27 protein-coding genes are annotated in these 25,569 nt (G+C 53.2%); 12 read left to right on the top strand and 15 right to left on the bottom strand.

What is annotated here, in order from left to right; translation table 11 throughout:
• Positions 1–44 precede the first annotated feature (44 nt).
• Entirely contained in the window at positions 45–542 is a 498-nt protein-coding gene (pncC, locus tag AACU19_RS19840; RefSeq protein WP_032184981.1) for a nicotinamide-nucleotide amidase, read from the bottom strand.
• A 182-nt stretch (positions 543–724) separates the two neighbouring features.
• On the opposite strand from pncC, the gene AACU19_RS19835 reads away from it, so the two are divergent.
• Positions 725–958 (top strand): hypothetical protein, encoded by a 234-nt coding sequence (locus tag AACU19_RS19835; protein ID WP_223662847.1) that lies wholly within the window; start codon positions 725–727, stop codon positions 956–958.
• Between the two features lie 45 nt (positions 959–1,003).
• On the opposite strand, the gene mltB is transcribed toward AACU19_RS19835, so the two are convergent.
• Positions 1,004–2,089, bottom strand: coding sequence for a lytic murein transglycosylase B (gene mltB, locus AACU19_RS19830; RefSeq protein WP_039021026.1), 1,086 nt, complete (start codon positions 2,087–2,089; stop codon positions 1,004–1,006).
• A gap of 255 nt (positions 2,090–2,344) precedes the next feature.
• Here mltB and srlA point away from each other — a divergent pair, with 255 nt between their 5' ends.
• The 7 genes from srlA (at position 2,345) to gutQ (ending at position 7,292) form a co-directional block, all read left to right on the top strand.
• Positions 2,345–2,908 carry a PTS glucitol/sorbitol transporter subunit IIC gene (srlA, locus tag AACU19_RS19825; RefSeq protein WP_000573321.1) on the top strand — a complete coding sequence of 188 codons (564 nt, stop codon included), beginning with the start codon at positions 2,345–2,347 and terminating at the stop codon, positions 2,906–2,908.
• Complete coding sequence (gene srlE, locus AACU19_RS19820) at positions 2,905–3,864, top strand: PTS glucitol/sorbitol transporter subunit IIB (RefSeq protein WP_105278423.1); 960 nt, start codon at positions 2,905–2,907, stop codon at positions 3,862–3,864. Before srlA ends, srlE begins: the two co-directional genes overlap by 4 nt.
• 10 nt (positions 3,865–3,874) lie before the next feature.
• Positions 3,875–4,246 carry a PTS glucitol/sorbitol transporter subunit IIA gene (gene srlB / locus AACU19_RS19815; protein WP_105278422.1) on the top strand — a complete coding sequence of 124 codons (372 nt, stop codon included), beginning with the start codon at positions 3,875–3,877 and terminating at the stop codon, positions 4,244–4,246.
• A gap of 3 nt (positions 4,247–4,249) precedes the next feature.
• Positions 4,250–5,029, top strand: coding sequence for a sorbitol-6-phosphate dehydrogenase (gene srlD / locus AACU19_RS19810; protein ID WP_001077342.1), 780 nt, complete (start codon positions 4,250–4,252; stop codon positions 5,027–5,029).
• A gap of 105 nt (positions 5,030–5,134) precedes the next feature.
• On the top strand, positions 5,135–5,494 hold the full coding sequence (gene gutM / locus AACU19_RS19805; RefSeq protein WP_105278421.1) for a transcriptional regulator GutM: 360 nt from the start codon (positions 5,135–5,137) through the stop codon (positions 5,492–5,494).
• Between the two features lie 66 nt (positions 5,495–5,560).
• Complete coding sequence (gene srlR, locus AACU19_RS19800) at positions 5,561–6,334, top strand: glucitol operon DNA-binding transcriptional repressor SrlR (RefSeq protein ID WP_105278420.1); 774 nt, start codon at positions 5,561–5,563, stop codon at positions 6,332–6,334.
• Complete coding sequence (gene gutQ / locus AACU19_RS19795; RefSeq protein WP_001287422.1) at positions 6,327–7,292, top strand: arabinose-5-phosphate isomerase GutQ; 966 nt, start codon at positions 6,327–6,329, stop codon at positions 7,290–7,292. The genes srlR and gutQ overlap by 8 nt, the downstream gene beginning before the upstream one ends.
• Here gutQ and norR read toward each other — a convergent pair.
• Positions 7,289–8,803, bottom strand: a complete 1,515-nt coding sequence (norR, locus tag AACU19_RS19790; RefSeq protein ID WP_105278419.1) for a nitric oxide reductase transcriptional regulator NorR — start codon at positions 8,801–8,803, stop codon at positions 7,289–7,291. The genes gutQ and norR overlap by 4 nt on opposite strands.
• Before the next feature lie 186 nt (positions 8,804–8,989).
• Between norR and norV the strand changes: the two genes are divergently transcribed.
• The gene (gene norV / locus AACU19_RS19785) at positions 8,990–10,429 is read left to right on the top strand and encodes an anaerobic nitric oxide reductase flavorubredoxin (protein WP_000029614.1); all 1,440 of its coding nucleotides are present in this window, start codon (positions 8,990–8,992) and stop codon (positions 10,427–10,429) included.
• Positions 10,426–11,559: an NADH:flavorubredoxin reductase NorW gene (gene norW, locus AACU19_RS19780; RefSeq protein ID WP_105278418.1), complete on the top strand. Its 1,134-nt coding sequence runs from the start codon at positions 10,426–10,428 to the stop codon at positions 11,557–11,559. The genes norV and norW overlap by 4 nt, the downstream gene beginning before the upstream one ends.
• A 126-nt stretch (positions 11,560–11,685) precedes the next feature.
• Here the strand turns inward: norW and hypF are convergent, their stop codons facing one another.
• The 3 genes from hypF to ascG form a co-directional block, all read right to left on the bottom strand.
• The gene (hypF, locus tag AACU19_RS19775) at positions 11,686–13,938 is read right to left on the bottom strand and encodes a carbamoyltransferase HypF (RefSeq protein ID WP_105278417.1); all 2,253 of its coding nucleotides are present in this window, start codon (positions 13,936–13,938) and stop codon (positions 11,686–11,688) included.
• 152 nt (positions 13,939–14,090) lie between these two features.
• Positions 14,091–14,618 carry an electron transport protein HydN gene (hydN, locus tag AACU19_RS19770; protein WP_001078777.1) on the bottom strand — a complete coding sequence of 176 codons (528 nt, stop codon included), beginning with the start codon at positions 14,616–14,618 and terminating at the stop codon, positions 14,091–14,093.
• Positions 14,619–14,766: 148 nt separating this feature from the next.
• Entirely contained in the window at positions 14,767–15,777 is a 1,011-nt protein-coding gene (gene ascG, locus AACU19_RS19765; protein ID WP_105278440.1) for a DNA-binding transcriptional regulator AscG, read from the bottom strand.
• 259 nt (positions 15,778–16,036) lie between these two features.
• On the opposite strand from ascG, the gene ascF reads away from it, so the two are divergent.
• Both ascF and ascB read left to right on the top strand, forming a co-directional pair.
• Positions 16,037–17,494, top strand: a complete 1,458-nt coding sequence (gene ascF / locus AACU19_RS19760) for a PTS cellobiose/arbutin/salicin transporter subunit IIBC (protein ID WP_105278416.1) — start codon at positions 16,037–16,039, stop codon at positions 17,492–17,494.
• Between the two features lie 8 nt (positions 17,495–17,502).
• Positions 17,503–18,927, top strand: a complete 1,425-nt coding sequence (gene ascB, locus AACU19_RS19755) for a 6-phospho-beta-glucosidase AscB (protein ID WP_105278439.1) — start codon at positions 17,503–17,505, stop codon at positions 18,925–18,927.
• Between the two features lie 114 nt (positions 18,928–19,041).
• Here ascB and AACU19_RS19750 read toward each other — a convergent pair whose 3' ends face one another.
• From AACU19_RS19750 to hycD, 9 genes are all read right to left on the bottom strand, one after another.
• A complete protein-coding gene (locus tag AACU19_RS19750) occupies positions 19,042–19,461 on the bottom strand; it encodes a helix-turn-helix domain-containing protein (RefSeq protein WP_000126290.1) in 420 nt (139 codons plus the stop codon).
• The gene (locus AACU19_RS19745) at positions 19,458–19,769 is read right to left on the bottom strand and encodes a type II toxin-antitoxin system HigB family toxin (protein WP_000547560.1); all 312 of its coding nucleotides are present in this window, start codon (positions 19,767–19,769) and stop codon (positions 19,458–19,460) included. Before AACU19_RS19745 ends, AACU19_RS19750 begins: the two co-directional genes overlap by 4 nt.
• 162 nt (positions 19,770–19,931) lie before the next feature.
• Positions 19,932–20,687: a hypothetical protein gene (locus tag AACU19_RS19740; protein WP_039021019.1), complete on the bottom strand. Its 756-nt coding sequence runs from the start codon at positions 20,685–20,687 to the stop codon at positions 19,932–19,934.
• A gap of 42 nt (positions 20,688–20,729) precedes the next feature.
• Entirely contained in the window at positions 20,730–21,200 is a 471-nt protein-coding gene (hycI, locus tag AACU19_RS19735) for a hydrogenase maturation peptidase HycI (RefSeq protein WP_000132961.1), read from the bottom strand.
• Complete coding sequence (hycH, locus tag AACU19_RS19730; RefSeq protein WP_001291923.1) at positions 21,193–21,603, bottom strand: formate hydrogenlyase assembly protein HycH; 411 nt, start codon at positions 21,601–21,603, stop codon at positions 21,193–21,195. The genes hycI and hycH overlap by 8 nt, the downstream gene beginning before the upstream one ends.
• Positions 21,600–22,367, bottom strand: coding sequence for a formate hydrogenlyase subunit HycG (gene hycG, locus AACU19_RS19725; protein ID WP_000067390.1), 768 nt, complete (start codon positions 22,365–22,367; stop codon positions 21,600–21,602). Before hycG ends, hycH begins: the two co-directional genes overlap by 4 nt.
• Positions 22,367–22,909, bottom strand: coding sequence for a formate hydrogenlyase subunit HycF (hycF, locus tag AACU19_RS19720; RefSeq protein ID WP_105276644.1), 543 nt, complete (start codon positions 22,907–22,909; stop codon positions 22,367–22,369). The genes hycG and hycF overlap by 1 nt, the downstream gene beginning before the upstream one ends.
• A 9-nt stretch (positions 22,910–22,918) precedes the next feature.
• A complete protein-coding gene (gene hycE / locus AACU19_RS19715; protein ID WP_105276645.1) occupies positions 22,919–24,628 on the bottom strand; it encodes a formate hydrogenlyase subunit HycE in 1,710 nt (569 codons plus the stop codon).
• A gap of 17 nt (positions 24,629–24,645) precedes the next feature.
• On the bottom strand, positions 24,646–25,569 hold the full coding sequence (hycD, locus tag AACU19_RS19710; protein ID WP_000115196.1) for a formate hydrogenlyase subunit HycD: 924 nt from the start codon (positions 25,567–25,569) through the stop codon (positions 24,646–24,648).

Raw genomic sequence — 25,569 nt, 5'->3', positions numbered from 1 at the left:
CAATATGTTCTGTTGAAGCAATTATACTGTATGCTCATACAGTATCAAGTGTTTTGTAGAAATTGTTGCCACAAGGTTTGCAATGCATACGCAGTAGCCTGACGACGCACCGCATCACGGTCACCGCTGAAGCATTCCCGGCGGGTAATGCCTTCGCCGCGGGCAGTGGCAAAAGCAAACCAGACAGTGCCGACAGGTTTCTCTTCACTGCCGCCATCCGGCCCAGCGATACCGCTGATAGACACGGCATAATCAGCACGAGCCGCTTTCAGTGCGCCTATCGCCATTTCCACCACGACGGGTTCGCTCACCGCGCCGTGCTGCGCCAGCGTCTCTTCGCGTACGCCGATCATCTGCGCTTTGGCTTCGTTACTGTAGGTGACAAATCCGCGTTCAAACCAGGCGGAACTACCGGCAATATCGGTAATCACTTTCGCTACCCAACCGCCGGTACAAGACTCGGCAGTTGTTACGGTTGCGCCACGGGCTTTCAGCGCCTGCCCTACCTGTTCGCTTAACTGCATCAGTTCACTGTCAATCATCACAACCTCAGTCAGTCAAAAAATATATGCCGGACAAGATAGCACTTTCCCGCAGAAGATGGGGACGAGCGATTGATTTTACGAGTTGCGTTCCGGAAAAAGACTGTTGCGACCAGTCGGTAAAGAAAAAGCGCTACCATGCCGCGTTCACATTGATATGTATTCACAGGGAGAGAATAGCAATGGCAACAAAGAAAACGGATAACACGCCACAAAACGTGCTTAAACAAACCACGCAAATGCGTATTTGGGTCATCATTGGTGGCATCGGCGCACTGGTTTCAGTGATATGTAAAATTTTATCTTCTGGCTACCTTGAACCTTTCGACTTCGGTCAGGCTGCGTTAGGCGTTGTCTGCCTGGGATATGCGATATCGCTGTCGAAAAAAAATCAAGCAATTACGTCATTCGAATAAACAGTAAGAAAACAGAGGGAAGTTTAACCTCCCTCTTGCAAAGAGTTACTGAACGCGCGCCAGTGCCACGGCTTGTCCTAACTGCCAGACGGCCATTGCGTAATGGGTGCTGTGATTGTAACGGGTGATAGTGTAGAAGTTCGGCAAACCGTACCAGTACTGGTAACCGGTGCCAACATCCAGGCGCAGTAAGCTGGCCTGCTGATGATTGCCCAGCGGCTGCTGTGGCGTTAGTCCAGCTGCAGCAAGTTGTGAAATGCTGTACATGGTTTTGAAGCCATTCGGTAAGCCTGGTGCCTGACCGTTTGCCATCACTGCGACCTGATCGCCTTTCACCCAGCCGTGCGCTTTGAAATAGTTCGCCACGCTACCGATGGCATCAACCGGATCCCACAGGTTGATATGCCCGTCGCCGCTAAAATCCACTGCATATTGTTTATAAGACGATGGCATAAACTGACCGTAGCCCATCGCCCCGGCAAAGGAACCTTTCAGATTGAGCGGATCGTCCTGCTCATCGCGCGCCATCAGCAAGAAGGTTTCCAGCTCACCAGAGAAATACTCCGCGCGGCGTGGGTAGTTAAATGACAACGTTGCCAGCGCATCGAGGATACGAGTTTTCCCCATCACGCGTCCCCAGCGAGTTTCGACGCCGATAATCCCGACGATGATTTCTGGCGGTACGCCATACACTTGCCACGCACGATTCAGCGCATCTTCATACTGATTCCAGAAAACCACGCCGTTTTGCACGTTGTCCGGCGTAATAAATTTTTTGCGATAACGCAGCCATGCGCCGTTCGGACCTGATGGCGGCTTCACCGATGTGGTTGGTGCCTGGTTATCCATCAGCCGCAATACCGAATCCAGACGTTTCGCCTGGGAGAGAATTTCCTGCAACTGCTGACGATTGAAACCGTGTTTGTTCACCATTTTATCGATGAACTGCTGCGCATTCGGGTTGTTAGCGAAATCGCCGCCCATCTGCATCACATTGTGCTGCGGCTCAAGCAGGAAGCCGCCAGACGGCGTTCCGGTGGTCGTTTCAGTCTCAGTAGGTTTTGGCTTGCTGCTACAGGCGGCAAGCAACACAAAAAGGGGAAGCAATGTTACATAACGACGCTTGAACATGAGGGGTCCATTTAACAGATTCAACCAGGGGCAAGTATGGTAAAGCATCACGCCCCGCACAAGGAAGCGGTAGTCACTGCCCGATACGGACTTTACATAACTCAACTCATTCTCCTCGCTATCCTTTCACTTAAACTTTCAAGTTAAAATATTTATCTTTCATTTTGCGATCAAAATAACACTTTTAAATCTTTCAATCTGATTAGATTAGGTTGCCGTTTGGTAATAAAACAATAAATCCTGAAGGAGAGAACAATGATAGAAACCATTACTCATGGTGCAGAGTGGTTTATCGGGCTGTTCCAAAAGGGCGGAGAGGTATTTACCGGTATGGTGACCGGCATTCTTCCGCTGTTGATTAGCCTGCTGGTTATCATGAACGCACTGATTAATTTTATCGGTCAGCATCGTATTGAACGTTTTGCTCAACGTTGCGCCGGTAACCCTGTTTCCCGTTACCTGCTGTTACCGTGCATTGGCACGTTTGTCTTTTGCAATCCGATGACCTTAAGCCTGGGTCGCTTTATGCCGGAAAAGTACAAACCCAGCTATTACGCGGCGGCCTCTTATAGCTGTCACTCAATGAATGGCCTCTTCCCCCATATCAACCCTGGCGAACTGTTTGTTTATCTTGGCATTGCCAGCGGTCTGACAACGCTGAACCTGCCACTTGGCCCACTGGCGGTGAGCTATCTGTTGGTTGGTCTGGTCACTAACTTCTTCCGCGGCTGGGTGACCGATCTAACCACCGCTATTTTTGAGAAAAAGATGGGCATTCAACTTGAACAAAAAGTTCACCTGGCAGGAGCAACATCATGACGCGTATTCGGATCGAAAAAGGAACGGGTGGCTGGGGCGGCCCGCTTGAGCTGGAAGCCACGCCGGGCAAAAAAATTGTCTATATCACCGCCGGTACCCGGCCTGCGATTGTCGACAAACTGGCACAGCTTACTGGCTGGCAGGCTATCGACGGATTTAAAGAAGGTGAACCTGCGGAGGAAGAAATTGGTGTCACGGTAATCGACTGTGGCGGCACATTACGCTGCGGCATCTATCCAAAACGGCGTATTCCCACCATTAATATCCACTCGACGGGCAAGTCCGGTCCACTGGCGCAGTACATTGTGGAAGATATTTATGTCTCTGGCGTGAAAGAAGAAAACATCACTGTAGTGGGTGATGCGACACCACAACCCTCTTCCGTGGGCCGTGACTATGACACCAGCAAGAAAATCACCGAACAAAGCGATGGTTTACTGGCGAAGGTGGGAATGGGTATGGGTTCTGCCGTTGCCGTGCTGTTTCAATCTGGCCGTGACACCATCGACACTGTATTAAAAACCATTCTGCCGTTTATGGCGTTCGTCTCGGCGCTCATTGGCATCATTATGGCTTCTGGCCTTGGTGACTGGATTGCCCACGGTCTTGCTCCGCTGGCGAGCCATCCACTGGGTCTGGTCATGCTGGCGCTCATCTGCTCCTTCCCGCTGCTTTCACCTTTCCTCGGCCCAGGCGCAGTTATCGCACAGGTTATCGGCGTATTGATTGGCGTGCAGATTGGTCTCGGCAATATTCCGCCGCATCTGGCTTTACCTGCACTGTTTGCCATCAACGCGCAGGCGGCCTGCGACTTCATCCCGGTCGGTTTGTCGCTGGCGGAAGCCCGTCAGGACACGGTTCGCGTCGGTGTCCCTTCTGTACTGGTGAGCCGCTTTTTAACCGGCGCGCCGACTGTACTGATCGCCTGGTTTGTCTCCGGTTTTATCTATCAATAGAGGCTGAAACATGACCATTATTTATCAGACCACCATCACCCGTATCGGCGCGAGTGCTACTGACGCACTCAGCGACCAGATGCTCATCACCTTTCGTGAAGGCGCGCCTGCGGATCTCGAAGAGTATTGCTTCATCCATTGCCACGGCGAGTTAAAAGGTGAACTTCAACCCGGTTTGCAATTTTCACTCGGGCAGCATCGCTATCCGGTGACCGCCGTTGGCAGCGTGGCGGAAGACAACCTTCGCGAACTGGGTCATGTCACCCTGCGCTTCGATGGTTTAAGCGAAGCGGAATTTCCGGGCACTGTCCATGTGGCAGGCCCTGTACCCGACGATATCGCGCCGGGATCGGTTTTGAAGTTTGAATCTGTTAAGGAGTAAAAAATGAATCAGGTTGCCGTTGTCATCGGTGGTGGGCAAACCCTAGGCGCGTTCCTGTGCCACGGTCTGGCTGCCGAGGGGTATCGCGTAGCGGTTGTCGATATTCAGAGCGACAAAGCCGCAAATGTGGCACAAGAAATTAACGCCGAATATGGTGAAGGTATGGCGTACGGTTTTGGTGCTGACGCCACCAGCGAGCAGAGCGTGCTGGCGCTCTCTCGTGGGGTAGATGAAATCTTTGGTCGCGTGGATTTGCTGGTCTACAGCGCCGGAATAGCAAAAGCAGCCTTTATCAGCGATTTCCAGCTCGGCGATTTTGATCGTTCGCTACAAGTGAATCTGGTGGGTTATTTCCTGTGTGCGCGTGAATTTTCGCGTTTGATGATCCGCGACGGGATTCAGGGGCGCATTATTCAGATCAACTCGAAATCCGGCAAAGTGGGCAGCAAACACAACTCTGGCTACAGCGCAGCGAAATTTGGTGGCGTCGGACTGACTCAATCACTGGCTCTGGATCTGGCGGAGTACGGCATTACGGTGCATTCACTAATGCTCGGTAATCTGCTGAAATCGCCGATGTTCCAGTCACTGTTGCCACAATACGCGACCAAGCTAGGTATCAAACCGGATCAAGTCGAGCAGTATTACATCGACAAAGTACCGCTCAAACGCGGCTGCGATTATCAGGATGTGCTGAATATGCTGCTGTTCTACGCCAGTCCAAAGGCATCGTACTGCACTGGACAGTCGATTAATGTCACCGGCGGTCAGGTGATGTTCTGATCAACAGCGCAGATCCGTTAAGGATCTCCGTGAGACTAATAGAATGCCTGATGCGCTACGCGCATCAGGCATACAGGACTTTCGCCACTACATTAAGGAAAATTTATGGTATCCGCACTCATCACCGTCGCCGTTATCGCCTGGTGTGCGCAACTGGCCTTAGGCGGCTGGCAAATTTCTCGTTTTAACCGTGCCTTCGACACACTATGCCAGCAAGGGCGGGTTGGCGTGGGCCGTTCCAGCGGGCGCTTTAAACCGCGGGTCGTGGTCGCCATCGCGCTGGACGATCAGCAGCGCATCGTCGATACCTTGTTTATGAAAGGACTGACCGTTTTCGCTAAACCGCAAAAAATTCCCGCAATTACGGGTATGTATCTTGGTGATTTACGGCCCGATGTGATCTTTCCCCATGATCCACTATCACAGAATGCTCTATCATTGGCGCTTAAACTGAAACGTGGATAATTTCGTTGTGAATGTTACTTGCTTGCGAAGTTATCATTTTGAAACCTAAATCAGGTAATCACGCCCATGAAACCTCGTCAGCGTCAGGCCGCCATTCTGGAGTACCTGCAAAAGCAGGGTAAATGCTCGGTTGAAGAATTGGCGCAATACTTTGACACCACAGGCACAACCATTCGCAAAGATCTGGTCATTCTGGAACATGCTGGAACCGTCATTCGTACCTATGGCGGCGTGGTGTTAAATAAAGAGGAATCCGATCCACCTATCGATCATAAAACGCTCATCAACACCCACAAGAAAGAGCTGATTGCAGAAGCTGCCGTCAGTTTTATTCATGATGGCGATTCAATCATTCTTGATGCTGGCAGTACCGTATTACAGATGGTGCCTCTGCTCTCGCGCTTTAATAACATCACGGTGATGACCAACAGCCTGCACATCGTCAATGCGCTATCCGAACTGGATAACGAACAAACTATCCTGATGCCAGGCGGCACATTTCGTAAAAAATCGGCCTCATTTCACGGGCAGCTGGCAGAGAATGCCTTCGAACATTTCAGCTTCGATAAATTGTTTATGGGCACCGATGGCATCGATCTCACTGCAGGCGTAACCACCTTCAACGAGGTCTATACCGTCAGTAAAGCGATGTGTAATGCCGCGCGCGAAGTTATTTTGATGGCTGACTCATCGAAGTTTGGCCGTAAAAGCCCCAACGTGGTTTGTAGTCTTGAAAGCGTCGATAAACTGATTACCGACGCAGGTATCGATCCAGCGTTTCGTCAGGCGCTGGAAGAAAAAGGGATCGACGTGATCATAACCGGAGAGAGCAATGAGTGAAGCACTACTGAACGCGGGACGTCAGACGTTAATGCTGGAGTTGCAGGAAGCAAGCCGTTTACCAGAACGTCTGGGCGATGATTTTGTTCGCGCCGCCAATATCATCCTGCACTGCGAAGGCAAAGTGGTGGTTTCGGGAATTGGCAAATCGGGCCACATTGGTAAGAAAATCGCCGCAACGCTTGCCAGTACCGGCACGCCTGCTTTTTTTGTCCATCCGGCAGAAGCACTGCACGGCGATCTGGGGATGATTGAAAGCCGCGATGTGATGCTGTTTATCTCTTACTCCGGTGGCGCAAAGGAGCTGGATCTGATTATTCCGCGTCTGGAAGACAAATCTATCGCGCTGCTGGCGATGACCGGTAAACCGACATCACCGCTGGGCCTGGCGGCGAAAGCGGTGCTGGATATCTCTGTAGAACGCGAAGCCTGCCCGATGCATCTTGCGCCGACCTCCAGCACCGTCAATACCCTGATGATGGGCGACGCGCTGGCGATGGCGGTCATGCAGGCGCGCGGATTTAATGAAGAAGATTTTGCCCGCTCCCACCCAGCTGGGGCTCTGGGCGCTCGCTTGCTGAACAAAGTGCATCATCTGATGCGCCGTGATGACGCCATCCCGCAGGTGGCGTTAACCGCCAGCGTGATGGATGCGATGCTGGAACTTAGTCGCACCGGTCTGGGACTGGTAGCCGTGTGCGACGATCAACGGCTGGTGAAAGGCGTCTTTACCGACGGGGATTTACGTCGCTGGCTGGTTGGCGGCGGTGCACTCACCACGCCAGTTAATGAAGCGATGACGGCAGGCGGCACGACGTTGCTATCGCAAAGTCGCGCCATCGACGCCAAAGAGATCCTGATGAAGCGCAAAATCACCGCCGCACCAGTGGTGGATGAAAATGGCAAACTTACCGGCGCAATTAACCTGCAGGATTTCTATCAGGCCGGGATTATTTAATCCTTCAGCCCCAGACGTTTCGCCAGCCGATGCAGGTTGGCGACGTCGGTTTCCAGCATCCGTGCGCTGGCAGCCCAGTTGTGATGATTTTGTGCCAGCGCCTGGCGAATAGTTTCACGCTGGAACGCTTCTGTCGCTTCACGCAGGTTTTGCTTAACAATAGGCACCGCCGCCGCTTCTGGCGGCGGCAACGTCACCTCAGGAAAAGCAAAATGTTGCGCCTCAAGAATCACTTCATCGCCGCTGCGGGTCGCTCTCGCCAGCACTACCGCCCGGTGAATAGCATGTTCCAGTTCACGCACGTTTCCCGGAAAACTATAATGTTGCAATAAATTCCGCGCCCCGGAACTTAACACCACGCGGGAAAGTCCCAACCGCAGGCGGCACTGCTCACAGAAATACCCCGCCAGTAGAATGACGTCATCGCCCCGCTCACGCAGCGGCGGCACTGAAAGTGGAAACACGCTCAGACGATGAAACAAGTCAGCACGAAATCGCCCTGCCAGCACCTCTTCGCGCAAGTCGCGGTTAGTCGCCGCCAGCACGCGCACATCGACCCGCAAACTACGGTCATCGCCAACGCGCTGAATATCGCCATACTGCAACACCCTCAGCAGCTTGGCCTGCAATGCCAACGACAACTCGCCGATCTCATCCAGAAACAGCGTGCCGTTATCCGCCATTTCAAACTTCCCGCTGCGGTTACTGATAGCGCCAGTAAACGCTCCTTTCACATGCCCGAACAGTTCACTTTCCGCCACACTTTCCGGCAGTGCGGCACAGTTGAGATAGACCAGCGGATTCACCGCCCGTGGCGAGGCTTCATGAATCGCTTTCGCCACCAGCTCCTTACCGGTTCCCGTCTCACCGCTAATTAGGACGTTGAGATCGGACGCCGCCACAATCTCAATCTGTTTTTTCAATTGCGTCATGCCTGGCGACAGGCCGATCATCTGCGTCTCTTTCAGCGCTTCAAACGGCGCGGCATCGCCCGGCAGCATATTCTGACTTTCCAGTTGTTCAATCAGCAACGCATTGCTTAACGCTCCCGCCGCCAGCGCGGCAATCAGCCGTAACTCTTCGTCGCTGAAAACATCGAACTGATCGGGCTGCATCCCGTCGAGTGTCAATGCACCGATCAGGTTTTGTCCGGCAAATAACGGCAGACCAACGCAGGCGTGAACCTTCAGACTCTCCTGCCCGGGAATCAAACCGTCATAGGGATCGGGCAATTCGCTGTCTGCGGGAAAGCGCACCACGTCCCCGGCGCGGGCAATCGCTTCCAGCCGTGGATGCCCTTCCAGGGCAAAGCGTCTACCGAGAACATCCTTCGCCAGTCCGTCGATGGCAAGCGGAATAAACTGCCGCGAGTCGTAACGTAGCAACGCAGACGCATCGCACTCCAGCACCTGACGCAACGTGGTGATCAGGCGCTGAAAACGATCCTGATGACCAATCCCACGCTGCAATTCGATGGCGATATTCGCCAGCACATCAACGGAAAAACTCATCTTTGCCTCACTGTCAATTTGACTATAGATATTGTCATATCGACCATTTTATTGATAGTCATTTTGACTACTCATTAATGAGCATAATTTTATTTATATAGTAAAAACAATCAGATAAAAAACTGGCACGCAATCTGCAATTAGCAAGACATCTTTTTAGAACACGCTGAATAAATTGAGGTTGCTATGTCTATTGTGGTGAAAAATAACATTCATTGGGTTGGTCAACGTGACTGGGAAGTGCGTGATTTTCACGGCACGGAATATAAAACGCTGCGCGGCAGCAGCTACAACAGCTACCTCATTCGCGAAGAAAAAAACGTGCTGATCGACACCGTCGACCATAAATTCAGCCGCGAATTTGTGCAGAACCTGCGTAATGAAATCGATCTGGCAGATATCGATTACATCGTGATTAACCATGCTGAAGAGGATCACGCCGGGGCGCTGACCGAACTGATGGCGCAAATTCCCGATACGCCGATCTATTGTACTGCCAACGCTATCGACTCAATAAATGGTCATCACCATCATCCGGAGTGGAATTTTAATGTGGTGAAAACTGGTGACACGCTGGATATCGGCAACGGTAAACAGCTCATTTTTGTCGAAACGCCAATGCTGCACTGGCCGGACAGCATGATGACTTACCTGACGGGCGACGCGGTGCTGTTCAGTAACGATGCTTTCGGTCAGCACTACTGCGACGAGCATCTGTTCAACGATGAAGTGGATCAGACCGAGCTTTTCGAGCAGTGTCAGCGTTACTACGCCAATATCCTGACACCGTTCAGCCGCCTGGTAACGCCGAAAATCACCGAGATCCTGGGCTTTAACTTGCCGGTCGATATGATTGCCACCTCTCACGGCGTGGTATGGCGCGATAACCCGACGCAAATTGTCGAGCTGTACCTGAAATGGGCGGCAGATTATCAGGAAGACAGAATCACCATTTTCTACGACACCATGTCGAATAATACCCGCATGATGGCCGATGCTATCGCCCAGGGTATTGCGGAAACCGACCCACGCGTGGCGGTGAAAATTTTCAACGTTGCCCGAAGCGATAAAAACGAAATCCTGACCAATGTCTTCCGCTCAAAAGGCGTGCTGGTCGGCACTTCTACGATGAATAACGTGATGATGCCGAAAATCGCCGGGCTGGTGGAGGAGATGACCGGATTACGCTTCCGTAATAAACGCGCCAGTGCTTTCGGCTCTCACGGCTGGAGCGGCGGTGCCGTGGATCGTCTTTCCACGCGCCTGCAAGATGCGGGTTTCGAAATGTCGCTTAGCCTGAAAGCCAAATGGCGACCGGACCAGGATGCACTGGAATTATGCCGTGAACACGGTCGCGAAATCGCCCGTCAGTGGGCGCTCGCACCGCTGCCGCAGAGCACGGTGAATACGGTGGTTAAAGAAGAAACCTGTGCCGCCACGACGGCTGATCTCGGTCCGCGGATGCAGTGCAGTGTCTGCCAGTGGATTTACGATCCGGCAAAAGGCGAGCCAATGCAGGACGTTGCGCCAGGCACGCCGTGGAGTGAAGTCCCGGATAACTTCCTGTGCCCGGAATGCTCCCTCGGCAAAGACGTCTTTGACGAACTGGCATCGGAGGCAAAATGAGCAACGGCATTGTGATCATTGGTTCAGGCTTCGCCGCCCGCCAACTGGTGAAAAATATTCGTAAACAGGATACCGGTATTCCATTGACCCTGATTGCCGCCGACAGCATGGATGAGTACAACAAACCTGATCTTAGCCATGTGATCAGTCAGGGGCAACGTGCCGACGACCTTACCCGCCAGACGGCGGGTGAATTTACCGAGCAGTTTAATCTGCGCCTGTTTCCGCACACCTGGGTGACGGATATCGATGCCGAAGCCCATGTGGTGAAAAGCCAGAATAATCAGTGGCAATACGACAAGCTAGTGCTGGCAACCGGTGCCAACGCCTTTGTCCCGCCGGTGCCTGGGCGTGAGTTAATGCTGACGTTAAATAGTCAGCAAGAGTATCGCGCCTGTGAAACACAACTGCGGGATGCCCGACGGGTGTTGATTGTAGGCGGTGGTTTGATTGGTAGCGAACTGGCGATGGATTTTTGTCGGGCAGGCAAAGCGGTCACGCTCATCGACAACGCTGCCAGTATTCTGGCGTCGTTAATGCCACCGGAAGTAAGCAGCCGCTTGCAGCATCGGTTGACGGAGATGGGCGTTCATCTGCTGTTGAAATCTCAGTTGCAGGGGCTGGAAAAAACGGATTCTGGCATTCTGGCAACGCTGGACCGCCAGCGCAGCATCGAAGTGGATGCGGTAATTGCCGCCACCGGACTGCGCCCGGAAACCGCCCTGGCACGACGCGCCGGGCTGACGATTAATCGCGGCGTTTGCGTCGATAGTTATCTGCAAACCAGTAATGCCGATATTTATGCGCTGGGCGATTGCGCGGAAATTAACGGTCAGGTATTGCCGTTCCTCCAGCCGATTCAACTTAGCGCGATGGTGCTGGCAAAAAATCTTCTCGGCAATAACACGTCGCTGAAACTACCGGCGATGCTGGTGAAAATCAAAACGCCGGAATTACCGCTGCATCTGGCAGGCGAAACCCAGCGTCGGGATTTGCACTGGCAGATTTGTACCGAAAGCCAGGGAATGGTGGCGCGCGGCGTTGACGATGCCGACCAGCTTCGCGCCTTTGTAGTCAGTGAGGATCGGATGAAAGAGGCGTTTGGATTGTTGAAAACCTTGCCGATGTAGGCGGGCTAGTGTGCCCAAAATGTCGGATGCGACGCTGGCGCGTCTTATCCGACCTACGGGGAGCGCATGTGTAGGCCGGATAAGGCGTTCACGCCGCATCCGGCACTGCGCCCAAATGCAACACGTTTATCCGTTCTGGGCTTCACCCGCCACCCAACGGGCCGCAGCAATAACCCCCTGCCCCAGAGACAACCCGCCATCCCCCGCAGGTAAACTCTGCGGGAAGAGCAACGTAAAATCAGCAAGATAATGCGCCAGACGTGCACGCAGCAAACGGTTATGAATAACCCCGCCGCTAAATACCAGCGTAGTGATACCACGCATCGTGGCCTGCTCACGCATCAACGCGGCAAAACCCTGCGCCAGCGCATCATGAAATGCCCACGCGCGTTGATTAACCGGTGCCTGCCAGTTCAGCCACTGCTGCCAGAAAGTGGCGAGATCCAGCTGATTGTCCACCAGCGGCATCGTCACCGGATGCGTCACTCCCTGGCATGAAGCCGCCAGCGCCTCGAGGGCGCAAGCCGCTTCACCTTCATAACTTAACGTGGCTGGCGCACAGCCCAGTGCCGCCGCCACAGCATCGAACAAACGCCCGCACGATGACGCCAGCGGCGCGTTAATTCCACGCTCAATGGCCCGCGCCAGCACGCTCCAGTTTTGCTGTTGCACACTTGCCGTTTCAGGGTAATTCTGCCACTCCGGCACAAAGCGCAGGCACTGCGCCAGCAGGTTTCGCCACGGCTGCTTTGCCGCAAGATCGCCCCCCGGAAGCGCCACCGCAGGCAAGCCACCCAGGTGCTGGCATTCGCGATAGTTCACCCGCAAGCACTCGCCGCCCCATAAAGCGCCGTTTTCGCCCATACCAATACCGTCGAGCGTCAAAGCAATGACATCACTGCCATCCAGCGGCCAGTGATGTTCTGCCAGACACGCCGCCGCATGAGCATGATGATGCAGCACCGTTTGCGTCGGCAGATTCATTTCGCGCGCCCACTGGCTGGAGACATAGCCCGGATGCGCGTCATGCACAACGTATTGCGGGGTAAAATCGTAGATGTTTTGCATCAGACGCAACGCTTCGCGCCACTGCATCTGAATGCCATCGTCACTTAAATCGCCCAAATGTTGACTCAACACCGCCTGTTCACCACGCACCAGACAGAAGGTATTTTTCAGATCCGCACCGAGACACAGCACAGGAGGAATATTTTTAAAGCCCGGAGGCAAAGCCAGCGCATCCGGTACATACCCCCGCGAGCGGCGCAACATTTCGCCACTTTCGCGCACCACTGAATCATCCATCCGCTGCACGATGTCGCGGTTATGAATCAAGAATCCGTCGGCAATGTCCTGCAAGTCCTCCAGCGCCTGTTCGTTGCTGATAGCCGGTGGTTTACCGCTCAGGTTGCCGGAGGTCATCACCAGCGGGCATTGCAGTTCCTGTAACAGCAAATGCTGGAGCGGATTCGCAGGCAACATCACCCCGACTTCGTTAAGGCCAGGGGCGATATCGTCACAAAGTTCCGGAACATATATTTTATCCACCAGTACAATCGGCGCGGCGGGCGTGGTGAGCAACTGACGGGCAGCGTCGGGCAAACCTTCTGCCGTTGGCAACATAACCGCCAGCGGTTTCGCCGGGCGATGTTTGCGCGCCCGTAGTGTCGCCACCGCGTTACTGTTACGCGCATCGCAGGCGAGATGAAATCCGCCAATCCCTTTGATAGCGACAATGTTGCCCATTTTTAACTGAGCGATAGCCGCCTGTAATGCCGCCTCTTGTTCCGCATGTTCACCATGACTTAGCCATTCAAGATGTGGGCCACACTCCGGGCAGGCCACCGGCTGGGCGTGAAAGCGACGATCGAGCGGGTCGCGATATTCTTTATCGCAGGCCGGACATAGCGGAAACGCCGCCATCACGGTAAACGGACGGTCGTAAGGCATCGCGCGAATAATGGTGAAACGCGGGCCGCAGTGGGTACAGTTGATAAACGGATAACGATAACGCCGTTCGCCTGGGGTATTCATTTCGGCAAGACAGGCAGGGCAAGTTGCGGCATCGGGAACAATTTGCGTATTCATGACGCCGCCCGCGCTCTGGCGGATGGTGAACTCAGTGGGCGGCTGCATCCAGATAAACGGCTCACATTCGACGCTATCAATACGCGCCAGCGGCGGGCAGTGCTGATGCAACTGCGCAAGAAACGTTTCCGGATCTTCCAGCAACCGGACTTCTACGCCATCGCCGTCATTACAGACATCGCCGTGAAGATTTAATTGCTGTGCCAGTTGCCAGACAAAGGGACGAAAACCGACGCCCTGCACTTTGCCACGAATACGCAGTTGGACACCGCAAGATGTGTTTTTTGCCATTGAGTTATTCCCGCCATCATGAATTGCGTAACCCGCCCGGCCGGACACGACCGCGTCGCATCCGGTAGTCTCAGGTTGGCGATACCGCCCGCTCCGTATTCTACGAATATTTCCGGGAATTCCTTTGATGCCAGAACAGTTCTGTAAGATTTTTAGAACATCAGCGCCGTGCGGCGGCGTTTTTCTGCGCTCAGTTGTTCAAGTTTATTACGATCGACACAAATCAGCGCATGGGTCGGGCAAGCAGCCATACAGGCCGGGCCGTCTTCACGATGGTTACAGAGGTCGCATTTATTAGCTTCGGCTTTGTCAGCGCGTACGTTAAGCCCTGCGCCGCTGTTGCGAATCACCGGACGCACTACCACTTCCATCGCACCATACGGGCAAGCCACAACGCAGGTTTTGCAACCAATGCAACGTTCCTGCATCACATGAACAAACCCTTTATCACGGCTGATAGCACCATTCGGGCAGACGTTAGCGCACGGTGCATCTTCACACTGACGGCAGACTGTTGCCGTGGAAATGTTCACACCTTTAATGACATGGATTCGCGGTAAAAAAGTTTCCGGGGTCAGCGATGCACAGTCCTGATTCTCCTGATGAGAAACCACGCACGCCACTTCACAGGTACGACAACCAATACATTTACTCGCGTCAGCAATGATGAAACGGTTCATCAAATTCTCCAGCAATGACAGTTAATGCGCCGATACATTCACAAATCATGCCAATTTTTAATTCATTGTTATTTAAAGAAATTAAATTCTGCAATGCAGAAAAAACGATGTCATCGACACTAGTGACGATGACATGTGATGACAATGTTTATCGCGAAAGAGCAATGAGTGAGTCGCGGCGGATTAGTTTTCCGCTGAAGGTTTTCGGCGGTGTGTAAGCACCACCATCGAGCATAAATATCAGCCGCCCAATTATTTCCTGAATCATCTCAGTCACCGGAATTTTTACGCTGGAGAGCGCCGGAACGGTGTAGGGGGCAATTGCGATATCATCAAATCCAATAACCGATACTTGCCCCGGCACCGCTACACCACGGTCATGCAACGCTTTCATCGCACCTATCGCCATATCGTCGTTACTGGCAACTAACGCGCTAAATTTAGCCCCACGTTCGAGCAACGTTTCTACCCCTTCGGCCCCGCTGGCGGGCGTCCATTTACCGTTAGCGATAAGTTTTTCATTGAGTGCAATACCATGCTGCGCCAGCGCGTCTTTATATCCGGCAAGGCGTTCAATGCTGGTGGGGGAATCCATCGAACCGGTAAGGAAAGCAATCTCCTGATGTCCGGCGTTTATCAACTCTGCCACGGCGTTAAAGCTGGTCTGTTTATGATCGCACCAGACACTATGGCTGCTGTTTTTGCGCAGGCGTCGATTGAGCACCATTATCGGCTGACTGTGCGCATCAATGATGTCATCAATCTCATCCACGCTTAAAAAGCGTGGATAAATCATAATGGCGTCGCAGCGCAGATCCAGCAGATACTGAATCGCCTGGCGCTCTTCTTCGGCGCTATGTTTGCCATCTGCCAATAGCAGCTGACGCCCTTTCTCTTCCGCCATTCTCGCGGTATGAAACAGTAATTCACTAAAATAAATGCCATGGTAAAGCGTGTTGGTCACTACCAGCCCCAGCGTCTGAGTACTCTTCGCTGACAGATTGCGCGCCAGCAAATTTGGGCGGTAACCGCTCTCTTCCACCGCCTGAAACACGCGATCTTTAGTTTCCTGGCTGACGTAGCCATTACCTGAAAGCACGCGGGAAACGGTCGCTTTTGAAACCCCGGCGCGCTTCGCCACTTCCAGCATCGTCGTCATCATTTTCATCCCTTTACACGCAATGAACGCAGTGTACTGCACCGTTGGCTGATTGTCCTTACGCAAGCAGCGGGAAAAATATTCAGGTGACCGGTTTCACAAATATAAAAAATAAGCAATTAACTCTCTTGCTTAATCAGTATCAACTATTCATGATTTTGTGAAACCGGTTTCTTAATTCCGTTTCAGCATCGGCAATTTCCCGTCACGTCGACTGATAACAACTACCTCTACCCTACTGATAACAGGATAAAATCCGATGGCCAAAAATTATGCGGCGCTGGCACGCTCGGTGATAGCGGCACTGGGCGGCGTTGATAACATCTCGGCAGTCACGCACTGTATGACGCGTTTACGCTTTGTTATCAAAGATGATGCACTGATCGACAGCCCAACGTTAAAAACTATCTCCGGCGTGCTCGGTGTGGTACGTAGTGACAACCAGTGTCAGGTGATTATAGGTAATACGGTTTCGCAGGCCTTTCAGGAAGTTGTCAGCTTGTTACCTGGAGATATGCAGCCCACGCAGCCCGTGGGGAAACCCAAACTCACGCTACGTCGCATTGGTGCGGGGATCCTGGATGCGCTGATCGGCACCATGTCACCGCTGATCCCGGCGATCATCGGCGGATCGATGGTCAAACTGCTGGCGATGATCCTCGAGATGAGCGGCGTGCTGACAAAAGGATCGCCGACCTTAACTATTCTCAATGTGATTGGTGATGGTGCTTTCTTCTTCCTGCCGCTGATGGTCGCTGCTTCTGCCGCCATCAAATTTAAAACCAATATGTCGCTGGCGATTGCCATTGCGGGTGTGCTGGTACATCCGAGTTTTATTGAGCTGATGGCGAAAGCGGCCCAGGGTGAACATGTTGAATTTGCCCTGATTCCGGTCACCGCGGTGAAATACACCTACACAGTGATCCCGGCGCTGGTGATGACCTGGTGCCTGTCATATATCGAACGCTGGGTGGACAGCATTACGCCAGCGGTGACGAAAAACTTCCTCAAGCCGATGCTGATTGTGTTGATTGCCGCACCGCTGGCAATCCTGCTGATTGGCCCGATTGGTATCTGGATCGGTAGCGCCATTTCGGCGCTGGTTTACACCATTCATGGTTATCTGGGCTGGCTTTCAGTCGCCATTATGGGCGCACTGTGGCCTCTGCTGGTAATGACTGGAATGCACCGCGTCTTTACGCCAACCATCATTCAAACTATTGCCGAAACCGGCAAAGAAGGGATGGTCATGCCGTCAGAAATCGGCGCTAACCTGTCGCTGGGTGGTTCATCGCTGGCGGTGGCGTGGAAAACGAAAAACCCGGAACTGCGCCAGACGGCGCTGGCTGCGGCGGCATCAGCCATTATGGCGGGGATTTCCGAACCCGCGTTATACGGCGTGGCGATCCGCCTGAAACGTCCGCTTATCGCCAGTCTTATCAGCGGTTTTATTTGCGGCGCGGTTGCCGGTATGGCGGGGCTTGCCAGCCACTCAATGGCAGCGCCGGGATTATTTACCAGCGTGCAGTTCTTCGATCCGGCGAATCCAATGAGCATCGTCTGGGTGTTCGCCGTCATGGCGCTGGCGGTCGTGCTGTCATTTATCCTCACACTGTTGCTCGGCTTTGAGGATATTCCTGTTGAGGAAGCGGCTGCCCAGACGCGAAAGCATCAGAGCGTACAACCGACCGTCGCCAAAGAAGTAAGTCTTAATTGAGGATGAAAATGTCAGTATTTCCGCAAGATTTTTTATGGGGCGGCGCGCTTGCCGCCAACCAATCTGAAGGTGCGTACCGTGAAGGTGGCAAAGGGCTGACCACGGTCGATATGATCCCGCACGGCGAACATCGAATGGCGGTGAAACTGGGGCTGGAAAAACGTTTTCAGTTGCGCGATGACGAGTTTTATCCCAGCCATGAGGCGACGGATTTTTATCATCGTTATAAAGAAGATATCGCCCTGATGGCAGAGATGGGATTCAAGGTTTTTCGCACCTCGATTGCCTGGAGCCGCCTCTTTCCGCAGGGCGATGAACTGACGCCCAACCAGCAGGGCATTGCTTTTTACCGCGCGGTATTTGAAGAGTGTAAAAAGTACGGTATCGAACCGCTGGTCACGTTGTGTCACTTCGACGTGCCGATGCATCTGGTCACTGAATATGGCTCCTGGCGTAACCGCAAGCTGGTGGAGTTTTTCAGCCGCTACGCCCGGACCTGCTTTGAAGCATTTGATGGCCTGGTGAAATACTGGCTCACCTTCAATGAAATCAACATTATGTTGCATAGCCCGTTCTCCGGCGCGGGTCTGGTGTTTGAAGAAGGGGAAAATCAGGAGCAGGTGAAATATCAGGCTGCGCACCACCAGCTGGTTGCCAGTGCGTTAGCTACCAAAATCGCCCATGAGGTTAACCCGCAAAATCAGGTGGGCTGTATGCTGGCGGGCGGCAACTTCTACCCTTACAGCTGCAAGCCGGAAGATGTCTGGGCAGCGCTGGAGAAAGACAGGGAAAACCTGTTTTTTATCGATGTGCAGGCGCGGGGCGCGTATCCGGCTTACTCTGCCCACGTATTTCGCGAAAAAGGGGTAACCATCGACAAAGCTCCGGGCGATGATGAGATCCTGAAAAACACCGTCGATTTTGTCTCTTTCAGCTATTACGCCTCGCGCTGCGCCTCAGCGGAGATGAGCGCCAACAACAGCAGTGCGGCGAACGTGGTGAAATCGCTGCGTAACCCGTATCTGCAGGTAAGCGACTGGGGCTGGGGTATTGATCCACTCGGTCTGCGTATCACTATGAACATGATGTATGACCGTTATCAGAAGCCGCTGTTTCTGGTGGAAAACGGCCTGGGCGCAAAAGATGAATTTGCTGCCAACGGTGAGATTAACGACGACTATCGCATCAGCTATTTACGCGAACATATCCGCGCAATGGGCGAAGCGATTGCAGACGGCATTCCGCTGATGGGCTACACCACCTGGGGCTGTATTGATTTAGTTTCCGCGTCAACGGGTGAAATGAGCAAACGCTACGGTTTTGTCTATGTAGACCGTGACGATGCAGGCAACGGCACGCTGGCGCGCACGCGTAAGAAATCATTCTGGTGGTATAAAAAAGTGATTGCCAGTAACGGTGAAGATTTAGAGTAAGCAAACGTGCCGGATGCGGCGTGAACGCCTTATCCGGCCTACATAGTTCGTGCGACATGTAGGCCCGATAAGCGCAGCACATCGGGCAATCTGGCGTTTGGCATCTGTCAAAAATCAAAGAAACCATTCCGGCTTAACGCCAAATCGGGCTGAAAGTGCCTTAATGTGGGATATCGTCAGAGATCGTTGTCCAGACAAAATCTGACTGACCAGGGATTTAGAGCCGATTTCGTTCTTCAAATCCGCATAGGTCAGATTATGTTGATCAATCAACGTGCGAAGTAACGCCACGCCAATCGGCATTGCTGCAACGGCTTTATCGAACTCTGCAAACTTTTCGTGGTTGTTTTCATATTCTGCAATACGGCTCGCCAGAAAGTCGATAAGTGGATTGGTGTCATCTTCTTCAATCAAATATTCGACCAGTTCCAGTGCTTCACGATAATCATCTTCTGAGTCACTGCCTCCCAGAAAGGGGACTGCATTGACCAGTTCTCTTGTTGCTTTAACAGCGCGTGCAGCATTAGCAGTCATTCTTTGTTCTCTCTGTAGTAACGTGTCAGTTTGTCATACTCGGCATGATTCGTTATGTGCTTCACAAAGAACCGCTTATTAACAAAGTTTATGTAGGCAATAACCCTAAGATTGTTCCCGCCGACATCCAGAACGTACCATTTGTTGCGATATTTAAAATTGTCGAGGTTGGGAAACGCCGTTCGCATTTCTTCTGGCGTAGAAAAATCCGTTTCCTTAATAACCCGATACAATGAGTGTAGAGCCAGAGCGTCGTTAGGATATTTGCGCGCAGACTCTTCAAATGGCGCTTTCGAAATGATGTGCATTTTTAAGTTTTAACTTCCTTATAGTAAGTAAACAGCCACATCTGCGAGTTCTATCCTTATGTGTTCAGAAACTATAGCTCACCAAATCCAAGTTCACAATATGTAAACACTTGCGCGCGATATAATTCTCCCCCAAAATCCTCATACCCACTCTGCAAAAAGTCAGTTCTGATTCACCCCATCAAGCACATCCCCTGTTATCAAACAACGCTGCGTCAGCGCTAAATCTTCCGTTTGCGGGTCACGCCCGGCAATGGGTTTGAGGACGAGTTTACGGTTGGGGGTATAAGTGAAACGCGTGAGCGCGGGATAGCTTAACTTGCCAAACCAGCCGTGAACACGTTGCCATTTGGCGTCTTTTACCTGATACAGACTGGTTATCCAGTAACCAGAATTAAACTGCATATCCAGCAATTGTGTGTGGCCATTGCCTTGCAAATCCAGCAAATCATCTACGCCAGTTTTGCTTGCGGTGTAGAATCCCCAGGGTTCAAAGACACAGGGACGACCATCGCGCGTGAACGTCATAAGGATTAAATGTGCATAAGGAGCCAGACCATTACCAGCACTTGGTAACCAGATAACCAGATCCTGAATGCCGTTACGATCCAGATCGGCGCGATAGAGTTGCCCTTTGCCCGCCATATTTGCCAGCATACCCACAGGCACCTTCCAGGATTTACCGGCGCGGTCTTTAGCAGTTAATTGCCAGTAATCCTCTTCATTTGGCATCTTCTCAAGCGTCACGCCAGCAACGCCCACTTTTCTAAAATGCCAGGTTTGCTCGGTATAATAAGGCATAGTCAGGAGAGGTTTCAGCGCCCGCTTTTGCGCGTATTCGCTGTCACTCATTGGCAGATATTCGGTAAAGCTGGTAGCCTGCGCAGGAAGCACTAAGCAAAATAAAAAAGCGCACATCCCTGTTCTGATTTTCAATTCCCTGAATTCCTTACTGAAAAACTACTCTTCTTCCACCGCTAACTGCGCAAATCCACCATTCCCTTCCCAGCCTTCAAGTCGTTGATAAACGGTTTCTACCGCATCTTTAATCGGCTGGGTCATCGGGTAGTAAAAACCGACGATATCCGGCTGGATACCGAGGAAAATCACTTCGCCAATATCTTCTTTCAACTGGTCGATAAGGTAGTTCAGCGGCATGTTATGGGTAGTCATCATAAACATCTCGGCGATGTCATCCGGGTCGATGATGCGGATCTCGCCGGGGTTTAGCCCCATATCAGTGGCGTCGACAATCAGCAGTCGCGTAGGGCGCAGTTCACGGATGGCGACAATGTCGTTTTCCGGTGCGCTACCGCCGTCAATCACCACCCAGTTACCTTTCGGCGCGGCGGCGCACTTTTCCGCCAGCAGCGGACCTGCGCCATCATCGCCCATCATGCTATTGCCAACACAGAGTAAAACGTCAGTCACGCAGTCTCCTCACCATCAAATAGATGGCATTTTCCTGATAAATATCATGCAGCATACTTAACAGCATGGTACTCCATTCTTTCTGCTGCGAAGTTTGCGTTGCCCGGGCTTTATCGAATGCGTTGGCCAGCATCGGCACATGGTTAATGTCGATAACGATCTCACCATATTTCGGCACGCCTTCCATTTTACGGCGGGCTTCACTGCCCGCCTCCAGAGTGGCAATCCATGCCAGATATTCATCCCACGGGCAGGTGAGCGCGGCTTCCAGGCAATCGATAACCCCAAGGTGGTGACCAATCGCCAGGCTGTAATAGACCACCTGCTGCGCCTCGGCGGGCGTAGCATCGTTCTCATCAATAAATTTACGGCTCAGTTGACTGAACACCACCTTTTCACTCATCGAATACGCGCCTCTTCAACAACATGATTCAGATGGCTGACAATCTCGTTCAGACGCGGATCGTTTTCCGCTTCCAGCCAGCGTGCAACCTGCTCTTCACCCTGCCCTAACTGCGTCAGGAAATCATCGGCAATCTGGCGACCGTAACGATAACCCGCCAGGCGGCGTGCTTCGCGATCTACTTTTACACGCAGCGGCTGCACCATATCGCCATGCAGGATCTCTGCCGGTTGTTCATCCAGTTCACCCGGCCCACGGGCGTGAATTTTCTGCTCCAGCAGGCCGAGCGCCATTGCAAAGCCGTACAGCGTGGCGGCTGGCGTTGGCGGGCACCCCGGAATGTAGACATCCACCGGGACGATTTTATCCGTACCCCCCCACACGCAGTAGAGATCGTGGAAGATCCCGCCGCTGTTACCGCAGGCACCGTAGGAGATACAGATTTTCGGGTCCGGCGCGGACTGCCACGCACGCAGCGCAGGGGATCGCATTGCACGGGTGACCGCGCCGGTAAACAGTAAAATATCCGCATGACGCGGAGAAGGAACGACTTTAATGCCGAAGCGTTCTGCATCGAACAGCGGCGATAAGGTTGCGAAAATTTCAATTTCGCAGCCGTTGCAGCCGCCGCAGTCCACGCGGTAAACGTAGGCAGAACGTTTGATTTTTTTCAGTAACGACGCCTTCATACTGGCGATGGATTCATCCACCGTCATCGGGACCGGAATGCCGTTGGCGTCACGGGGGCCTAATAAATTGCTCATCAGATGGCCTCTTTCATATGGCGAGTCAGTTCAATACGGTCGGACGGCACCAGGCATTTCTGGCGCTTACATTCCGGGCAAGTCTCAAAGCTTTCGCGGTGGTTTTCCGCACGGCTGTCACCATTGTGCTTAAGCAGCGCAATGGCGTAGTCGATCTCTTTCTGGACGGCGAAAGGACGATTGCAGACGCGGCAGTTGCACAGCGCGAAGCGAGACTGTTGCAGGAAATCTTCTTTCTTCCACACCGCCAGTTCGTACTCTTGCGACAGTTTGATCGCCGCCGTCGGGCAGACTTCTTCGCAGCGTCCACAGAAGATGCAGCGACCGAGATTGAACTGCCATGCCAGCTCACCGGTGGCGAGATCAGTTTCAACCGTTAAGGCGTTTGACGGGCAGGCATTGACGCAGGCTGCACAGCCGATGCACTGTTGCGGGCTCTGCTCTGGCTTACCACGGAAGTTTTTATCAACCGCAATCGGCTCCAGCGGGTAAGACGAGGTCGCCGTGCCGGTTTTGATGACTTTTTTGATAAAGGTAAACATGGCGATTCCTTATTTCAGCGGCGAGTTTTTACGCTCAATGCTGTAGCGCTCAAGTTCTTTGTACGGCACCACTTTGCTCTTCTTCTTACGCACATCGACCACGGTCATGCGGTCGGTACAGGAGTAGCAAGGGTCCAGGCTACCAATAATCAGCGGCGCATCAGAAACGGTGTTGCCGCGCAGCATGTAGCGCAGGGTCGGCCAGTTCGCGTAGGTCGCGGCACGGCAGCGCCAGCGGTACAGCTTCTGGTTGTCGCCGGTCATGCTCCAGTGGATATCATCGCCACGCGGCGCTTCGGCAAAGCCCAGCGCAAAACGGTGTGGAATGTAGGTAAAGCCTTCCACCATCAGTGGGCCGCCCGGCAGGTTATCCAGACCGTAGTCGATCATGTTCAGCGCGGTATAGACTTCGTTGATACGCACTTTCAGACGGGAAATCACGTCGCAGCCCTGCTCGCTGTGGACTTCCATTGGCAGCAGGCCATAACCAACAAACGGGTGATCGGCACGGGTATCGCGGGCGTGACCGCTGGCACGGACCATCGGGCCGACGTTACTGAAGTCGCGGGCAATTTCCGGGTCCAGACGACCAATGCCGACAGTGCGCTGTTCCATGTTCGGTGTGCTCAGCAGCACATCCACCAGCTCCTGCACTTCACGACGCATCTGCTGCGCCAGTTGACGGGTCTGGATCATGTCATCTTTCAGCAGATCGCGACGAATCCCGCCGATCAGGTTCAGGCCGTAAGTTTTACGCGCACCGGTAAGGATCTCCGCCATTTTCATGGAGGTTTCACGCACGCGGAAGAACTGCATAAAACCGGAGTCAAAGCCAGTGAAGTGGCAGGCAAGTCCAAGGTTGAGCAGATGCGAGTGCAGGCGTTCCACTTCCAGCAAAATGGCGCGAATCATCTGCGCACGTTCTGGCACCTGAATACCCATCGCGTTTTCCACCGACGTGGTGTAAGCGGTGCTGTGGGCGAAGCCGCAGATCCCGCACACACGGTCGGAGAGGAAGGTCACTTCGTTGTAACCCATGCGGGTTTCCGCCAGTTTTTCCATGCCGCGATGGACATAGAACAGGCGGTAGTCGGCGTCGATAATGTTTTCGCCATCGACGAACAGACGGAAGTGGCCCGGTTCGTCAGAAGTGACGTGCAGTGGACCAATCGGCACGACGTTGTTTTTCTTGTCGCCCAGTTCGTTGATGAACTCGTAGGTTTCAGCATCAGTAGTTGGTGCCGGACGTTGACGATAATCCATGCTGTCTTTACGCAGCGGGTAGAGTTCATCCGGCCAGTCATCCGGCAGCACCAGACGGCGTTCATCCGGAAGCCCTACCGGAATCAAACCGTACATATCGCGCACTTCACGCTCGCCCCACACCGCCGCCGGAACGCGCGGCGTCACGGACGGATATTCTGGTTTGTTGGCGTCAACTTCGACGCGAACAGTTACCCAACACTTGGTGCCCTTCTCCATCGACAGCACGTAGTAAACGGCGTAATGACCATTCAGTTTGCGTTCGTCGTTACCAAACAGCACCGACAGCCAGCCCCCCTGCTTGTAGTAGAGGAACTCCACCACTTCCGGCAGATAGTTCATCTTCACGGTGACAGTCAGCTGATCTTTGGTCTGCCAGGCGTGGTCCAGCACGACGCCCGGAAATGCCTCATTCAGCGCGGCGAGATAATGTTGACCTAATTTTTCTTCAGACATGCTCAAACTCTCTTTAATCACGCCGCCAGCAAGGAGACGAACGCTAAAAATGCAAAGCCAAAACCAGCCCAGGTAATGCGTGGAGTAATATCAAGACGCAGACGGGCCATGCTGTTTTCGAACAGCGCGATAACCAGTACGCCGACCACCAGTTTGACGATGGCAATCACCAGCGCCAGCAGCAGCCCACCGGCAGTGAAGGTTTCCATTTGTCCCCACGGAATAAACACCCCGACGAACATCTGTAACACCACCAGCTGTTTCAGGCTGATACCCCATTTCATGACGCCAAAGCCGCTGCCGCTGTACTCAGAGAGCGGACCTTCCTGCAGCTCCTGCTCGGCTTCCGCCAGGTCGAACGGCAGTTTGCCCATTTCGATAAAGGTGGCGAATGCGCAGGCACAGAGCGCCAGCACCAGCGGAATGCTCTGGCTCAGCGGCCAGTGATAAACGGTGTCGGTGATGTTGCTGATGTTGGTGGAACCAGCCACCTGCGCGGCGACCCACAGACCAAGCAACAACATCGGTTCGACCAGCACGCCCAGCATCGCTTCACGGCTCGCGCCAATAGCAGTAAACGGACTACCGGTATCCAGACCAGAAATGGCAAAGAAGAAACGCGCAATGGCGAAGAGATACAGTAAAGTGATCAAATCCCCCAGTTGCGGCAGCGGAGAACCGACGGTCACCACCGGCAGCGCGGTAGCGATAGTCAGCATGACGCCCACCATCACATACGGCGTCAGGCGGAACACCCAGCCGGAGGCATCGGGGCCAACGCTCTGACGACCCAGCAGTTTGATAATGTCGCGATACTCCTGCAACACGTCCGGCCCGCGACGGTTATGCAAGCGGGCGCGCGCCACGCGGGTAATACCAGAGAGCAGCGGCGCAACGGCAAATAACACCAGCGCCTGAATTAACGGATATAAAACACTCAT

The sequence above is a fragment of the Escherichia sp. MOD1-EC4550 genome, from assembly GCF_963876935.1.
GTDB lineage: Bacteria > Pseudomonadota > Gammaproteobacteria > Enterobacterales > Enterobacteriaceae > Escherichia > Escherichia coli_F.
Note: the sequence above shows the minus strand (reverse complement) of the source record. Positions and strands in the feature narration are given on the sequence as shown.

What these genes read in the sequence shown, in the direction of transcription:
- pncC (WP_032184981.1), bottom strand. Translation starts at nt 542, where the DNA reads ATGATTGACAGTGAACTGATGCAGTTAAGCGAACAGGTAGGGCAGGCG.
- AACU19_RS19835 (WP_223662847.1), top strand. Translation starts at nt 725, where the DNA reads ATGGCAACAAAGAAAACGGATAACACGCCACAAAACGTGCTTAAACAA.
- mltB (WP_039021026.1), bottom strand. Translation starts at nt 2,089, where the DNA reads ATGTTCAAGCGTCGTTATGTAACATTGCTTCCCCTTTTTGTGTTGCTT.
- srlA (WP_000573321.1), top strand. Translation starts at nt 2,345, where the DNA reads ATGATAGAAACCATTACTCATGGTGCAGAGTGGTTTATCGGGCTGTTC.
- srlE (WP_105278423.1), top strand. Translation starts at nt 2,905, where the DNA reads ATGACGCGTATTCGGATCGAAAAAGGAACGGGTGGCTGGGGCGGCCCG.
- srlB (WP_105278422.1), top strand. Translation starts at nt 3,875, where the DNA reads ATGACCATTATTTATCAGACCACCATCACCCGTATCGGCGCGAGTGCT.
- srlD (WP_001077342.1), top strand. Translation starts at nt 4,250, where the DNA reads ATGAATCAGGTTGCCGTTGTCATCGGTGGTGGGCAAACCCTAGGCGCG.
- gutM (WP_105278421.1), top strand. Translation starts at nt 5,135, where the DNA reads ATGGTATCCGCACTCATCACCGTCGCCGTTATCGCCTGGTGTGCGCAA.
- srlR (WP_105278420.1), top strand. Translation starts at nt 5,561, where the DNA reads ATGAAACCTCGTCAGCGTCAGGCCGCCATTCTGGAGTACCTGCAAAAG.
- gutQ (WP_001287422.1), top strand. Translation starts at nt 6,327, where the DNA reads ATGAGTGAAGCACTACTGAACGCGGGACGTCAGACGTTAATGCTGGAG.
- norR (WP_105278419.1), bottom strand. Translation starts at nt 8,803, where the DNA reads ATGAGTTTTTCCGTTGATGTGCTGGCGAATATCGCCATCGAATTGCAG.
- norV (WP_000029614.1), top strand. Translation starts at nt 8,990, where the DNA reads ATGTCTATTGTGGTGAAAAATAACATTCATTGGGTTGGTCAACGTGAC.
- norW (WP_105278418.1), top strand. Translation starts at nt 10,426, where the DNA reads ATGAGCAACGGCATTGTGATCATTGGTTCAGGCTTCGCCGCCCGCCAA.
- hypF (WP_105278417.1), bottom strand. Translation starts at nt 13,938, where the DNA reads ATGGCAAAAAACACATCTTGCGGTGTCCAACTGCGTATTCGTGGCAAA.
- hydN (WP_001078777.1), bottom strand. Translation starts at nt 14,618, where the DNA reads ATGAACCGTTTCATCATTGCTGACGCGAGTAAATGTATTGGTTGTCGT.
- ascG (WP_105278440.1), bottom strand. Translation starts at nt 15,777, where the DNA reads ATGACGACGATGCTGGAAGTGGCGAAGCGCGCCGGGGTTTCAAAAGCG.
- ascF (WP_105278416.1), top strand. Translation starts at nt 16,037, where the DNA reads ATGGCCAAAAATTATGCGGCGCTGGCACGCTCGGTGATAGCGGCACTG.
- ascB (WP_105278439.1), top strand. Translation starts at nt 17,503, where the DNA reads ATGTCAGTATTTCCGCAAGATTTTTTATGGGGCGGCGCGCTTGCCGCC.
- AACU19_RS19750 (WP_000126290.1), bottom strand. Translation starts at nt 19,461, where the DNA reads ATGACTGCTAATGCTGCACGCGCTGTTAAAGCAACAAGAGAACTGGTC.
- AACU19_RS19745 (WP_000547560.1), bottom strand. Translation starts at nt 19,769, where the DNA reads ATGCACATCATTTCGAAAGCGCCATTTGAAGAGTCTGCGCGCAAATAT.
- AACU19_RS19740 (WP_039021019.1), bottom strand. Translation starts at nt 20,687, where the DNA reads ATGTGCGCTTTTTTATTTTGCTTAGTGCTTCCTGCGCAGGCTACCAGC.
- hycH (WP_001291923.1), bottom strand. Translation starts at nt 21,603, where the DNA reads ATGAGTGAAAAGGTGGTGTTCAGTCAACTGAGCCGTAAATTTATTGAT.
- hycG (WP_000067390.1), bottom strand. Translation starts at nt 22,367, where the DNA reads ATGAGCAATTTATTAGGCCCCCGTGACGCCAACGGCATTCCGGTCCCG.
- hycF (WP_105276644.1), bottom strand. Translation starts at nt 22,909, where the DNA reads ATGTTTACCTTTATCAAAAAAGTCATCAAAACCGGCACGGCGACCTCG.
- hycE (WP_105276645.1), bottom strand. Translation starts at nt 24,628, where the DNA reads ATGTCTGAAGAAAAATTAGGTCAACATTATCTCGCCGCGCTGAATGAG.
- hycD (WP_000115196.1), bottom strand. Translation starts at nt 25,569, where the DNA reads ATGAGTGTTTTATATCCGTTAATTCAGGCGCTGGTGTTATTTGCCGTT.